At 65.4% G+C, this 15,630-nt stretch carries 7 protein-coding genes; all 7 read left to right on the top strand.

Going from position 1 to position 15,630, the window contains the following annotated elements; translation table 11 throughout:
• The first annotated feature begins 5 nt into the window (after positions 1-5).
• The 7 genes from AC1DW3_RS02170 (at position 6) to AC1DW3_RS02140 (ending at position 15,601) form a co-directional block, all read left to right on the top strand.
• Positions 6-815, top strand: a complete 810-nt coding sequence (locus AC1DW3_RS02170; RefSeq protein WP_477928158.1) for an NAD-dependent epimerase/dehydratase family protein — start codon at positions 6-8, stop codon at positions 813-815.
• 448 nt (positions 816-1,263) lie between these two features.
• Entirely contained in the window at positions 1,264-4,140 is a 2,877-nt protein-coding gene (locus AC1DW3_RS02165; RefSeq protein ID WP_477928156.1) for a TonB-dependent receptor, read from the top strand.
• A 134-nt stretch (positions 4,141-4,274) separates the two neighbouring features.
• Positions 4,275-5,525, top strand: a complete 1,251-nt coding sequence (locus AC1DW3_RS02160) for a BNR repeat-containing protein (protein ID WP_477928154.1) — start codon at positions 4,275-4,277, stop codon at positions 5,523-5,525.
• Positions 5,526-5,878: 353 nt separating this feature from the next.
• Positions 5,879-8,530 (top strand): TonB-dependent receptor, encoded by a 2,652-nt coding sequence (locus tag AC1DW3_RS02155; RefSeq protein WP_477928152.1) that lies wholly within the window; start codon positions 5,879-5,881, stop codon positions 8,528-8,530.
• 119 nt (positions 8,531-8,649) lie between these two features.
• Positions 8,650-11,004 carry a beta-galactosidase gene (locus AC1DW3_RS02150; protein ID WP_477928150.1) on the top strand — a complete coding sequence of 785 codons (2,355 nt, stop codon included), beginning with the start codon at positions 8,650-8,652 and terminating at the stop codon, positions 11,002-11,004.
• Between the two features lie 11 nt (positions 11,005-11,015).
• Positions 11,016-12,359, top strand: coding sequence for an MFS transporter (locus AC1DW3_RS02145; RefSeq protein ID WP_477928148.1), 1,344 nt, complete (start codon positions 11,016-11,018; stop codon positions 12,357-12,359).
• A 17-nt stretch (positions 12,360-12,376) separates the two neighbouring features.
• Entirely contained in the window at positions 12,377-15,601 is a 3,225-nt protein-coding gene (locus AC1DW3_RS02140) for a glycoside hydrolase family 2 TIM barrel-domain containing protein (protein ID WP_477928146.1), read from the top strand.
• The last annotated feature ends 29 nt before the right edge of the window (positions 15,602-15,630 follow it).

The following is a 15,630-nucleotide window of genomic DNA, read 5'->3' as shown; positions in this document are numbered from 1 at the left end:
TCATCATGTCCAAGCCTTTCAAACGCATCCTGATGACCGGTGCCGCCGGCGGGCTTGGTGGCCGCCTGCGCGACCGCCTGCAAGAGTTCGCCGAGATCGTGCGCCTGAGCGACGTCGCCGATCTGGGACCGGCGCGACCGGGCGAGGAGGTGGTGCACTGCGACCTCGCTGATCGCGACCAGGTGCTGGCGATGTGCGACGGCGTCGACGCCGTCCTGCACTTCGGCGGCGTGTCCACCGAGACCGAGTTCCAGCCGATCATGGCCGCGAACATCCTCGGCGTGGTCAACCTGTACGAGGCCGTCCACAAGCTGGGCATCCGGCGCGTCGTGTTCGCGAGCTCCAATCACACGATGGGCATGTACCGAACGACCGAGACGGTCGACGCCTCGATGCCGACGAGGGCCGATGGCTACTACGGCGTCTCCAAGGTGTTCGGGGAATCGCTGTCCCGGCTTTATTGGGACCGCTTCGGCATCGAGACGGTGTGCATCCGCATCGGCTATTGCTTCCCCGAGGCCACCACGCACCGGCAACTGGCGACCTGGCTGGGGCTGGACGACCTGGTCCAGCTGTTGCGCCGTTCGCTGCTGACGCCGCGGGTGGGCCACACCATCACCTTCGGCGTCTCCGACAACCCGGGCAAGTGGTGGGATGACCGGCACTCGCGCTTTCTGCGCTACCAACCGACTCAGAGCTCGCGCCAGTTTGCGGATCGAATCGCCGACACGGTGGACTGGTCGGACCCGCACGACCCCGCGCTGGTGTACCAGGGTGGGCCCTTCCTCAACATCGACCCCAAATACAAGGATTGATGTGCGACTGCCGCGCTTCCCCGATATGCGAGCCGCGTCCCACGCAATTTCGTATATCTCGGGCCCTTTTATTGATACCTTCTCCTCGGCCCGTGGCAGTAAGCTGAGGCAACAATGGCTCGCACCCTCGACGTCGCGCCAGCCCGCTGGCGGCTGTCGTTGCAAAGCAACTTGCAGCCGAATGAGACAACGTTACCATATCAAAGAAGGCGGCACCGGCACGTGACCGCATCGATGGCGCCCGCTTGGCAGCCGCCATCCAGCAGATGACCGGAATTTGTGCTGCGCGTGATTGGCCGGGATGGTGCTATTTTTTTAACCTGACATGGTAACGTTGACATAATAATAGATACCACTTCAGTGGTTGCTTAAATAAACTGACAATCTCCGGCGTTTAAATAAGGCCGGAGTTGCAAATAAGCCCGCAGTGGCATATGGAGCAGAGACAATGAAACAACGACTGATCTATTCGGCGATCTCCATCGCGCTTGCCGCTGCCTACGGGCAGGCAGGTGCCCAGGCAACTGCTGCCGCCCCAGTGGCCGAAAAGGCGCCAGACGCGTCGGACGGCGCGGCCAAGGCAGAAAAAAGCCAGCTCGAAGCCGTCGTGGTGACGGGCTTTCGTTCCAGCCTGGAGAAATCGATGGTGCTCAAGCAGCAGGCCATCGGCGTGCGCGATTCCATCGTGGCCGAGGACATCGGCAAGTTCCCCGAGGCGAACGTGGCGGAGTCCTTGCAGCGCGTGCCTGGCGTCATCCTGAACCGCGATGAGAGTTCGGGCGAAGGCCAGCGCATTTCCATCCGTGGCCTGCCGACCGAGTACTCCGTCACCACGCTGAACGGCGCGCTGGTGAACGCCACGTCCACCGCCACCATCGGCAGCGCGGCGCGCGGCTTCAACTACGACGTGTTCGCGTCCGAGCTGTTTGGTCGCGTGGACTTCTACAAGACCCCGTTGGCGGAGCTGAGCGAAGGCGGCATGGGCGGTGTGGTGGACCTGCAGACCCCGCGCCCCTTCGACAATCCCAAGCGCACCATCCGCTACGGTGTCACCGCGTCGTACAACACCACGTCCGGCAAGACGGACCCGATGGGCTTCGCGCTGTTCTCCAACACCTGGGGCGAGTGGGGCTTCCTGGCGGGCGTGTCGCACGCGTCGAGCGTGAACAACCGCTCCGGCTTCGAGGCGACCGGCGGCTACAACAGCTCCGCACGCGCCAGTCAGAGCCCAGTGAAGGGCAACTTCGCCTTTGCGCTGGACTACGACAGCCCACGCGCCAATCTGGGTAGCCTGACCCGTGCCCAGGTCGACAACGCACTGCTGCCGCGCATTTACCGCTTCTATGGTTCGTCCAACGACCGCAGCCGCGACGGCATGGTGGCCTCGCTGCAGTACAAGACGCCGACCCTGGACTTCAGCCTGGACACGCTTTATTCCAAGCTGAAGAACACGCGCGACGAGATGTACTTTGGCCTGTTGATCCGCAACAGCCGCACCACCAACCGCAGCGCGCCCGCAGGCCAGTCCGGCAACAACGGCTTCATCCCGCTCGACGTGAAGATCGATCCGGCATCCAACCTGCTGACGGGCACCTTCGGCAACACGTCCTACAGCAGCGGCGTGACCTACAGCGAAGACGAGACCAAGTTCGGCTATGTGGCCGCCAATGCCCGCTGGAAGGTGAGCGACAAGCTGGTCCTCACCAGCCAGTTGAGCACCAACAACAGCAAGGCGCTGAGCTACCAGGACACGCTGTCCGGCCAGATCTTCGGCGTCGACTCCACCATCGACTACGGTAGCGACCACGTCTATCCGTCGATGTCCTCGCCGGTCAGCTACACCGACCCGGCCAATTTCCAGGGCTTCGGCATCGGTACCGGCTGGACCCGCGAGACCGACAAGGGCAAGCAGGGCCGCGTCGTGGCCGACTGGGACTACGCCCTGGCCGGCGACTGGACCGGCCACCTGAAGGCCGGCCTGGTGTACGCCGAGACCTCCAAGGACATCAACAAGCGCAACGGCACCTCCGGCGCCACCGCCAAGCTCAATACCCTGGGCACGGCAGGCCTGCGTTCGGGCATGACCTCCACGCTGCCGATCGGCAACCTCGACATGGGCGCCGGCTGGCCGCACGCCTGGGGCACCTTCACCCGCGACTACACCTACGCCACCTTCGACCCGCTGGCCTTCAACTCGGAGGCGACCTTCACGCCGGCGCAGAGCTTCAAGGCACAGGAGAACGTGTCGACCGGCTTCATCCAATCCGACTTCAGGGGCGAGGTGTTTGGCAGGGAACTGCGCCTGAACGCCGGCGTGCGCTACTCGCGCACCAAGACGCTGATCGACAACTTCAAGCAGCAAGGCACCAGCCTGACCTACCTGCCCAACCAGGAGAAGGGCTCTTACAGCAACGTGCTGCCGGCCGTGAGCTCGGCACTGGACCTGACGGACACCCTGACCTGGCGCGCCTCCTGGGGCAAGACCCTCAGCCGCGCATCGCTGTCCATCATTGCGGCTCAGACTGTCATCCCCAACCCCTTCGACAACACGGCCACCGCCGGCAACCCGAGCCTGCGCCCGCAGCAGTCCAAGAACCTGGACACCAGCCTGGAGTGGTACTTCCAGAAGGGCAGCATGCTGTCGGCCGCGCTCTTCAAGAAGGAGCTGACCGACGCCACCGTGGCCGCCACCACGCAGACCACTTTCGGTGCGCTGGGCCTGCCCGATACCGCGTTGGGTGCCATCTTCCAGAACGCGCAGGGCAAGGTCGACCCTGCGCTGCCGATGAACCTGCGCACCTTCAGCAACGCCGGCAAGCAGACCCTGAAGGGCTTCGAGCTGGCCTACCAGCAGGACTTCAACTTCCTGCCCGATCCCTTCAAGGGCTTCGGTGCGCTGGCCAGCTACACGCACATCAATCCGTTCAACAGCGCGCAGTGGATCACCAACGCGGGCAACACCATCGACGTGAACTCGGTGCCCAAGTACGCCTACAGCACCACGCTCTACTACGAGAAAGGTCCGTTCGCCTTCCGCACGTCCTACAACTACAAGGGCCGCTCGCTGCATGGCGACAACCCGAAGAACAACGGTGACGACCTGATCCGCTGGCGCGCCGGCCGTGGCTATCTGGACGCCAACGTCAGCTACAAGATCAACGATTCGCTGGAGATCCGCCTGGACGCGCTGAACCTGTCCAACACGCTGGCCTACGACTACTTCGAAGACGCCACCGGCCAGTACGGCCTGGGCAACAAGACCCGCATGGACTACGCGAAGTACGACGGCCGCACCTTCAAGATCGGGCTGCGCGGCAAGTTCTGAGCACGACGTTGATTGAATGCAGAGCGGGCTCCATGCGAGGCTCGCTCCTTTGCACTCGCATGAAAACAGCATCGTTAGCTCTGGTCATCGCGGCGTTGGTTGCCGGTTGCGCAATCGCGCCGCAACGCGAGGCTGTGCCCGCAAGTGACGTGCGTCTGGTGGACGTGGCCGATGGCTGGGCGCGGAACTCCGTCAATGCCGTCGTGTTCCGCAAGAACTCCCTCGTCACGCAGGGCGACGTGCAGTACATCGCCTACTACGACCAGGACGCCAACGTCGTCCTGGGCAAGCGCAAGCTGGGCAGCGACGCCTGGGAGCTGAAGACCACGCCCTACAAAGGCAATGCGCTGGACGCGCACAACAGCATCAGCATCATGGTCGACGGTGCGGGCTACCTGCATCTCGCCTGGGACCACCACAACAGCGCGCTGCGCTACGCGCGCAGCCTGCAGCCCGGCGCCCTGGAGATGACGAGCGAGATGCCGATGACGGGGAAGGACGAGGGTTCCGTGTCCTACCCGGAGTTCCACCGCCAGCCGGACGGCCACCTGCTGTTCTTCTACCGCGACGGCGGCTCGGGCCGCGGCAACCTGGTCATCAACCGCTACGACGTGGCGACTCAAACGTGGACGCGGTTGCACGGCAACTTGATCAGCGGGGAAGGCAAGCGCAACGCCTACTGGCAGGCCTTCGTCGACCACCGCGGCACGCTGCACATGTCCTGGGTCTGGCGCGAGTCGCCAGACGTCGCCAGCAACCACGACATGGCCTATGCCCGCTCGCGCGACGGCGGCCGGACCTGGGAAACGTCGGAGGGCCGGCCCTACACGCTGCCCATCACGGCCGCCAGCGCCGAGTACGCCGCGCGCATCCCGCAGCACAGCGAGTTGATCAACCAGACGTCGATGTCGGCCGACCAGGACGGCCAGCCCTACATCGCCAGCTACTGGCGGCGGGCGGGCAGCACGGTGCCGCAATATCAGGTCGTCTACCGCCGCGGCGGCGCCTGGCGGGAACTGGAGCTGGGCTTCCGACGCACGCCGTTTTCGCTCAGCGGCGTGGGCACCAAGGCGATTCCCGTGTCGCGGCCGCAGATCATGGTCAGCCTGCAAGGCAGCCAGCCCACGGCGCTGCTGGTGTTCCGTGATGAAGAGCGCGGCAGCAAGGTGTCGGTCGCCCGCATCACCGACTTCAGCGCCAAGCGCTGGACCGTGCGCGACCTGACAACGGATTCCGTGGGGGCGTGGGAGCCCAGCTTCGACACGGCGTTGTGGCGCAAGCAAGGCGAATTGAATCTGTTCCTGCAAACCGTGAGGCAGGTGGACGGGGAGGGTGCCGCCGATGTTCCGGCCAGCAAGGTGCGCGTGCTGCAGTGGCGGCCATAAATTCGGGCGCCGAGATATCCCTATCTCCCAAGGGCCTGCGAATACTCGTAACTACATGTTTGCAGCTATATGAACTTTGAATGCGACGCGGGCGAAACGGCATAAGAATTAAAAAACTGCCGATGCTAGCCTGTTGATATTACATGTTCAGCGAACTATTTCGCCGGGCAGCGTAATCCTCGCTATCAATAGCGCGGCCGGCGCGGTTTTTTCCTCGCGCGCCGCGTATTCACCTCACGGAGACAAGCATGCGGTCAGAGAATTTCATAAAAACCGTCCTCGCCGGTTTGATTGGTCAATTGTGGCTGGCATCCCCAGTGCATGCCCAGGACGCAACCAAGGAAAAGACGGACTTGGAGCGTGTCGTCGTCACCGGCATCCGTGCCTCGCTGGAATCGTCGGTCGCGACGAAGCGCATGCAGGAGGGCGTGGTGGATGCGGTGTCTGCCGAAGACGCCGGCAAATTCCCAGACACCAATATCGCCGAGTCGCTGCAACGTGTCACCGGCGTGCAGATCCAGCGCAACAACGGCGAGGGTCGGTATATTTCCGTCCGGGGTTTAGGTCCTGAATTCAACAATGTGCTCGTCAATGGGCGAACGCTGACCAGCGATACCGGCGGCCGTGAGTTCTCGTTCGACCTGCTGTCGCCCGATCTCATTTCCAAGGCGCTGGTTTACAAGACGGCCCAGGCCTTCCTTCCGGAAGGCGGTATCGGCTCCACGGTCGATATTCAAACGGCGCGCCCGCTGTTGGGCCGAAAAGGTCACAGCGCGGTAGTGAATCTGTCCGGCTCCTACGATTCGAACTCCAAGAAAAAGACGCCCAACGCGAGCGCGATGTATTCGTTCGCGAACGACGACCGCAGCTTCGGCATCAGCGGTTCCCTGTCGTATACCGACCGCGCCTCGAAGCAGACCAAGGTCGTCAACGACGCGTGGAACTACAAGGACGTGTCGCTGATCAACGGCGATCTCAATTCCAAGAACCTGACCATGGCCGACGTGACGGTCAAGAAGCTCTACATCCCGCAGAGCTTCGGCTTCCAGGAAGAGAACGAGCGCCGCAAGCGCCTGGTCGCCGCGGGCACGGTCCAGTTCAATCCGACCTCGGCACTCAAGCTCTCGGCCGATGCGCTGTACTCGCGCCTGGACCAGAAGAACGACGTCATCGCGGTCAGCGATTGGAACAACCCCACCCAGCTCGGCGTCAAGTTCAACGCCGACAACCAGATCACCAGCTTCCTGCGACCCGGCTCGACCTTCTTCGCCAACAACCCCGAAATCGCCGGCCCGGGCAAGCTGCTCGGCGAGGCGAACTCGAACGACATGATCGTCAAGGCCGGCGACCGCCTGTCGACGACCAAGGCCTTCGGCGGTAATGCCAAGTGGGCGCTGGCGCCCGAGTGGAACCTCGAAGCCGACCTGTCCACGTCGCGCACGACCTCGGGCTCGCCCGACATGTGGATCGTCGCCGGCATGGTGCCCAAGAACGGCGACGTGCTGACCTTCGACGGCACGCCCACCATCCACTTCGGCGACAGCCTCTCCAATCCCACCGCCGTGCGCGCCCACGCGGTCGCCTACGGGCAGATCCGCAACGGCGACGACCTGAAGGAAGGTCGCGTCAACCTGGGGTGGGACCACGAGATCGGTGCCTTCAAGGGCCTGCAATTCGGGCTGTCGGCCTCGCGCCGCAAGGTCGACCGCACCCAGTGGAACAGTGACTCCTGGAACGCCTTCAGCGGCTATCACGTGTCGCTGCCGGCATCGCTGTTCACGGTGAGCAAGCTCGACAACATCCTGGGCGCGGAAGGCGCGATGCCATCGACCTTCCTCAGGTTCGACCCCTACGCCTACATGGCCTACCTGAACCAGCCGTCGCTGATCGCGCAGTCGAACGATCCGGCGCTCTACGGCGACAAGACCAAGTACCCCAACGGTCCGATGGCCATCGACTACACCAAGCCGTCGATGTGGGCCGTCAAGGAGAAGGTGTCCAGCCTGTTCGTGGACAGCAAGTGGGAGGGCGATGGCTGGTCGGGCAATGCAGGCGTGCGCTATGTGCACGTGAACTCCACGTCGATGGGCATCAGCCGGGTGCTGCTGTCGGCCGTCAAGAGCCCGAACGACACGACCTACATCCTGAACTACGGCCCAAGCACCGTGAACTCGGTCGACAACAGCTACAACAACCTGCTGCCGTCGGCCAACCTCAAACTCGACCTGACCCGGGACCTGGTGCTGCGCCTGGCCGCCTCCAAGACCTTGACGCGCCCGACGCTGAACCAGATGGGTGTGGACAACTGGTATGGCGGTCGCTATGGCGACGTGCAGACCGGCGGCGGCAACCCCTACCTCAGGCCGATGCGCTCGACCAACCTGGACGCGTCGCTGGAGTGGTACCTGTCCAAGACCAACTACCTCAGCGCGGCCGTCTTCCACAAGAAGGTCACCGACTTCCTGGAAACCCAGCTGGTCGACGTCCAGCTGCCGCAGTACGCCGAGATCGCGCACGACACCCGGATCCGCAACGGCCAGCACGGCAAGATCAAGGGGCTGGAGCTGGCCGGGCAATACGCCTTCGACTCGGGCATCAGCCTTCTGCAGGGCTTCGGCGTCGCGGCGAACTTCACCTATGTGGATGCCAACGCCGAGCGTGAAGGCGGTGTGGCGACCTGCGGCTATCCGGGCCTGTCCAAGCAGTCCTACAACGGCTCGGTGTTCTACGAGAACAGCCGCTTCCAGGCGCGCCTGAGCTACAACTGGCGCAACCACTTCTCCGTCGACTGCGGCGGCGGCAGCACCTTGCCGCGCACCCGTGCCGCCTATGGCCAAGCCGATGCGAGCGTGCGCTACAACGTCACGCCGACGATTTCGCTGTATGCCGACGCGATCAACCTGAACAACGAACGCATGCACGAGTACGCCAACAACGAGTCGCAGTTCCTGACGCTGGAAGACGTCGGGCGCCGCTTCAACGTGGGTGTGCGGGTGGCGTTCTGAGGCTCGTTGTCGCCTTTTTCCTGTTTCTCCGTGCGGCGCTCAGGCGCTTGCTGTTCACCCTGTCTCGCCCCGCGAGGCGGGGTGTTTTTTGATCCAGACTGCCGAATCCGGAACCCACCATGACCGTTCTACTACCTCGTCGTCGGCTGCTCGGGGCGGCAGCATCTGGCGCCACGCTTCTGCTGAATCCACCGTCTGCCAGCGCGGCCGCACAGCGCTTCACGATCGGCGAGGCCGACTTCCTGCTCGATGGGAAGCCCTTGCAGATCCGCTGCGGCGAAATGCACTTCGCGCGGGTGCCGCGTGAGTATTGGAAGCATCGCCTGCAGGCCATCAAGGCCATGGGCATGAACACGGTCTGCGCCTATCTGTTCTGGAACTTCCACGAATGGCGCGAAGGCCAGTACCGATGGGAAGGCCAGCGCGATGCAGTCGAGTTCTGCCGGCTGGCCCAGGCCGAAGGTCTGTGGGTCATCCTGCGCCCCGGGCCGTACGCCTGCGCCGAATGGGAAATGGGCGGCCTGCCGTGGTGGCTGCTGAAGCACCCGGGCGATGCTTTCCTGCGCAGCCGCGATGACGCCTTCGTGCAGCCGGCGCGGCGCTGGATGAAGGAAGTCGGGCGGGTGCTGGCGCCCATGCAGGTCACGCAGGGCGGCCCCATCCTGATGGTGCAGGTGGAGAACGAATACGGCTTCCTCAGCGACGACCGCGAGTACATGCGCGTGATGCGTCAGGCGGTCGTCGACGGCGGCTTCGACGTGCCGCTGTTCCAGTGCAACCCGACCAACGCGGTGGCCAGGACGCACATCCCGGAACTGTTCATGGTGGCCAACTTCGGCAGCGACCCGGCGACCGGCTTCAAGGCGCTGGCCGATCTGCAGAAGGGGCCGCTGATGTGCGGCGAGTACTACTCCGGCTGGTTCGACACCTGGGGCGCACCCCACCGCCGCGGCGACAACGCGCGCGCCGTGCAGGACATTGACGTGATGCTGAAGGCCAACGGCTCGTTCAGCCTCTACATGGCCCATGGCGGCACGACCTTCGGCCTCTGGGGCGGCTGTGACCGGCCCTTCCGACCCGACACGACCAGCTACGACTACGACGCGCCCATCGGCGAGGCTGGCTGGCTCGGCGAGAAGTTCCGCACCTACCGTGAATGCCTCGCGAAGCACCTGAAGCCGGGCGAGATCCTGCCCGATCCGCCGGCCAGGTTGCCGGTGATGACGATCCCTTCGTTCGCGCTCACCGAGACGGCACCGGTGCTCGCCAACCTGCCGGCGCAGGCTATTCCTGCCGAATCGCCGAAGAACATCGAGCAGTACGACATCAGTCGCGGCCTGGTCGCCTATCGCGTCACGCTGCCCGCCGGCCCTGCGGGCAAGCTGGAGGCGGCGAATGCGCGCGACCTGGCCTGGGTGTTTGTCGGCGGCCGCCTGGCCGGCACCATGGACACGCGACACCGCCGCTTCAGCGTCGATATCCCGGCGCGCAGCCGTGACACCACGGTCGAGATCCTGCTGTACACGATTGCCCGCGTGAACTTCGGCATGGAGGTCCACGACCGCAAGGGCCTGCAAGGCCCGGTGCTGTTCCGCACCTCGAAGAACGCGGCTCAGGAACTCAAGGACTGGGAAATTCGCGCCATCGACTTCGGCGCCGATGGCGAGTTGCCGCCGCTGCGTTGGCAATCCAAGAAAGCCGCCGGCCCCGCCTTCTGGCGCGGCGGCTTCGACGCGGCGGCACCTGCCGACACCTTCCTCGACATGTCGTCCTGGGGTCAGGGCATTGTCTGGATCAACGGCCACTGCCTGGGCCGCTACTGGAGCATCGGTCCCACCCAGACGATGTATCTGCCGGGCCCGTGGATCAAGGCCGGCCGCAACGAGGTCGTGGTGCTCGACCTGACCGGGCCGCGCGCCAATCGCATCGAAGGCAAGACCGCGCCCGTGCTCGACCAGCTGCGGCCAGAGCTCGACCTGGCGCGGCCGCCCAGCAAGGCGCGCCCGCGTCTGGCGGGGTTGGCGCCGGTGCATGCCGGCCAGTTCGCCAGCGGCCCGGCCACCCAGGACGTGCGCTTTGCCGAGCCCGCCCGCGGCCGCCAACTCTGCATCGAGGTACTCGACACCTTCGACGGCAAACCCCATGCGGCAATAGCCGAACTCGCGCTGCTCGACGCGCAGGGCAAGGCGCTGAACCAGACGGCCTGGACCATCGCCTACGCCAGCAGCGAGGAGGCGCGCAAGGAAGATGGCGGCGCGTTGAATGCCATCAACGGTCAGGCGACTGACTATTGGCACACGGCCTACAGCGGTACCGTCCGTCCCTCGGGTCCCCCGCGCCTCATCATCGATCTCGGCGCGCCGGTCGACATCGCCGGCATGCGCTACACGCCGCGCCAGGGGCCGGACGGCGTCACCGGCCGAATCCGCCGCTACCGCGTGTTCGTCGGCGACAAGCTGGTCGACAACGATTGAAGAGGACGACCATGAACCCGCAAGTCATCGGCAAGTACAGATGGACCATCTGCGCGCTGCTGTTCTTCGCCACCACCGTCAACTACCTGGACCGGCAGGTGCTGAGCCTGCTGGCGCCGTCGTTGTCCAAGGAGTTCGGCTGGACCAACACGGACTACGCCAACATCACGGCGGTCTTCCAGTTCGGCTACGCGATCTCCATGCTGTTCGCCGGCCGCTTCATCGACGCCATCGGCACCAAGCGCGCCTTCGCCATCGCCGTCGTCGTCTGGTCGCTGGGCGCCATGATGCATGCCTTCTCCGTGCCCATTGGCGGCATCGTGGTGGCCCTCGGCATCGGGCTGCCCGTGTCGGTGATCGGCTTCATGGTGTCGCGCGCCGTGTTGGCGCTCGGCGAGGCCGGCAACTTCCCCGCCGCCATCAAGGCGACCGCCGAATACTTCCCCAAGAAGGAGCGCTCCTTCGCGACCGGCATTTTCAATTCGGGCGCGAACGTCGGCGCCATCCTGGCGCCGCTCACCGTCCCATGGATCGCCGTCACCTGGGGCTGGCAGATGGCCTTCATCGCCATCGGCGCCATCGGCTTCCTGTGGGTCGCGCTGTGGCTCACTTTCTACGACGCGCCGCCCCAACAGCGCCGGCTGGGCGCCGCGGAGCTGGCCTACATCAACAGCGATCGCGAAGCCACCGAGCCTGCCGTTGAAGGCGCCAAGGTGCCGTGGTTTCGCCTACTGGCGCATCGCCAGACCTGGGCCTTTGTCGCCGGCAAGTTCCTGACCGATGGCGTCTGGTGGTTCTACCTGTTCTGGCTGCCGAAATACCTCACCAGCCAGTACGGCATGAGCACGACGGACATCGCGCTGCCGCTGACCGTTCTGTACAGCATGACCATGATCGGCAGCATCGGCGGCGGCTGGTTCCCGACCTACTTCATGCAGCGCGGCTACAAGCCCTATGACGGCCGCATGCGCGCCATGCTCGTCATCGCCTTCTTCCCGCTGGTGGTGCTGCTGGCGCAGCCGCTCGGCAGCATCAGCTACTGGCTGCCCGTGCTGCTCATCGGCATCGGTGCGTCAGCCCACCAGGCCTGGTCGGCCAACCTCTTCACCACCGTGTCGGACATGTTCCCCAAGCGGGCCATCGGCTCGGTCGTCGGCATTGGCGGCATGGCCGGCGGGCTGGGCGGTGTGGCGGTGTCCAAGCTGGGCGGCTGGATCTTCGACGCCTACGGTGCCCGCGGTGAACTGGCGACGGGCTACATGATCATGTTCTCCATCTGCGCGCTGGCCTACCTCGTCGCCTGGGCCGCCATGAAGGCGCTCGTGCCGCAGCACAAAGACATCACCGTGCTTTGAGAACCCAGGAGATGCCTGTGCATGCAAGACTGATGGCCGCCCACCTGAGCGTGGTGCTTTTGTTGGGTGCCGCAGCTGCGGTGGCGCAGGCACCCCAGGTGCAGGCCGTGCAGGTGGACGCCTCGCGGCCCGACTGGGAGAACCCGGCCGTCTTTGCACGCGGCAAGCTGCCGGCCTCAGCCACCCACTTCCCGTTCGAGAGCCGCGAGGCGGCACTGGCCGGCGACAAGACCCGCTCGGCCCGCTACCAGACGCTGGACGGCCCCTGGTCGTTCAGCCTCTCGCCGTCCTCGGACGATGTGCCGGCCGGTTTCGAGAAGCCCGGCTACGACGTCTCCGGCTGGAAGACCATCAAGGTCCCGGCCATGTGGCAGGCCGAGGGCTATGACCAGGCCCGCTACAACAACATCACCTATCCGCACCCGGCCAACAGGCCGCTGATCCCGCACGCCACCAACCCGGTGGGCTCCTACCGTCGCACGGTCGAGGTGCCAGCCAGCTGGTCCGGGCAGGACGCCATCTTGCATATCGGCGCGGCCGGCTCCGCGTACCGTGTGTGGGTGAACGGTGCGGAGGTCGGCTACTCGGAGGATTCCAAGCTGCCCAGCGAGTTCGACGTCACGGCGCTGTTGAAACCGGCGCAGAAGAATGTCGTCGCCATCCAGATCCACCGCTGGTCCGACGGCTCGTATCTGGAAGACCAGGACTTCTGGCGCGTCTCGGGCATCGAGCGCTCCGTCTACCTGAAGGCAGTGCCGAAGACTCGCCTGACCGACCTCTTCGTGCATGCGGGTCTGGACAAGGACTATCGCCACGGACTTCTGTCGACCGACGTGGCGCTGACCGAGCGCGCCCAGCCGCTGCAAGTGCGCATGACGCTGCTGGACGGCGACAAGGTGGTCGCGACCCAGGCCGCCACGGTCGCGGCCGGCGCGGCCCGCACCGAGACGCTGGCCGCGCCGGTGCCGAACGTGCGCCAGTGGACGGCCGAGACGCCCAACCTCTACACGCTGCTGATCGAGCTGCTTGATGCCGACGGCAAGCTCATCCAGGCAACGCCACAGCGCATCGGCTTCCGCACCGTCGAGATCAAGCGCGGCCTCGTGATGGTCAACGGCCGGCCCATCGTCATCCGCGGCGTCAATCGCCACGAGCACGACCCCGAGACCTTCCATGTGATCTCGGAAGCGTCCATGCGCCGCGACATCGAGCTGATGAAGCGCAACAGCATCAACGCCGTGCGCACCTCGCACTACCCGAACGCCGAGCTCTGGTACGCGCTGGCCGACGAGTACGGCCTCTACGTCATGGACGAGGCCAACATCGAGAGCCATGCCTACATGGACTACGGCAACAAGTTCCCGGAGCTCCGCCAGAAGCTGCAACTCGGCTTCGACCCGGCGTGGGAGGCTGCGCATGTCAGCCGCGTCATGAACATGGTCGAGCGCGACAAGAACCACCCCTCGGTGATCTTCTGGTCGCTCGGCAACGAGGCGGGCATCGGCCCCACGTTCGAGAAGGCCGCCGCACAGGCGCGCCAGCGCGACCCCTCGCGGCTGATTTCCTACCTAGGCTGGGGCACGCTCGACTGGGACCACCAACCCAATGCCTACGTCGACATCTACGCGCCGATGTATGACGACATCGAGAAGATGGTGGACTGGGCGACCGACCCGACCCGCACCCAGCCCATGATCCAGTGCGAGTACGCCCACATGCAGGGCAACTCGGGCGGCAACTTCAAGGACTACTGGGACACGATCTACCAGCACGAGAAGCTGCAGGGCGGCTTCATCTGGGACTGGGTGGACCAGTCGATGTTCCGCACCACCCAGGACGGCCGGCGCTACTGGGGCGACGGCGGCGAGTACGGGCCCAACCCCGGCGGCGACATCGAGTTCGGCGACGGCCTGATCCAGCCCGACCGCACACCCAACCCGCATGTCTACGAAGTGCAGAAGGTCTACTCGCCGATCCAGTTCGAGGCCTTCGATCCGCGCTCATCCACGGTGACCGTGCGCAACCGCCACGACTTCCGCGACCTGTCGGGCTTTGCGTTTGAGTGGGCGCTGCAGGAGAACGGCGTGACGGTCGCCTCCGGGTCGCTGGCGGCGCTGTCGACGCAGGCGCGGCAAACCCAGAAGGTGAAGCTGCCGCTGGCCGGCATCGCTCGCAAGGCCGGCGCGGAGTACTTCATCACCGTTCGCGCCAAGGCGAAGGCGGGTGCTGTGCCGCTGACGCCCGAGGGCTATGTCGTCGGCTGGGAGCAGTTCACCCTCGCGCCGCATGCGCTTGCATCCAGCCCGCCGGCCAAGGGCGCGGTCCAGCTGACGGAGAGCGCAGACGCCGTGACGCTGTCGGCCGCAGGCACGACGCTGGCACTCGACCGCAAGACCGGTCTGCTGACCAGCTATGGCAAGACCGGCGCACCGCTGCTGAGCGGCGGCCGGCCGAACTTCTTTCGCGCCGAGACCGACAACGACACGCTGACCGGCACGGTCCGCCAGCAAGCGCCCTGGAAGCTGATGACCCACGAGCGTCAGGTGCGCTCGGTGCTGAGCCGTCGTCTGCCCGGCGGTGCGGTGGAGGTCACGGTCGATCACCACCTCGGCGCCGGCGCGGCGCGCTTCAGCACCACCTACACCATGGGCGCAGACGGCAGCGTCGACGTGGCAGGCGTGTTCACCCCGCTCAAGAGCGACCTGCCGCCGCCCGTCCGCGTCGGCCTGTGGTTCGACATTCCGCAAACGCTGGCCACGGTCGGCTGGTATGGACGCGGCCCGCACGAGAGCTATGTCGACCGCAAGACCGGTGCGGCCGTCGGCCTGTGGCGCGGCGCCATCGCCGAGCAGAACCACGACTACATGCGCCCGCAGGACACGGGCAACAAGGTCGATGTGCGCTGGCTCGAAGTCTCCGGCGGCGGCCGCGGCTTGCGCGTGGAGGGCAGGGCGCTGCTGATGGCCAACGCGCTGGCCTTCCCCTACACCGACCTCTACCGCCGCCCACCCGGCACCTGGAAGAGCAGCGACATCGTGCCCCACGACCACGGCACGCTGCTGATCGACGGCGCGCAATGGGGTGTGGGGGGCGACAACTCCTGGAGCCATGTCGGCCAGCCGCACATGCAGTACCGCACCAAGCTGGAACCCGTTCGCGTCGCCTTCCGCCTGCGGCCTTTCGACGGCGAGGGCAGCACGCCGGAGAAAGCCATGCCCGCACAGGCGACGATGCCGCAGTAGGGCGGCCCGGGTGCTGGCGACTTCGCTCA

The organism is Roseateles sp. P2_H4 (assembly GCF_056403315.1).
The sequence above is the reverse complement of the archived record's forward strand: the minus strand, read 5'-3'. Positions and strand labels throughout refer to the sequence as shown.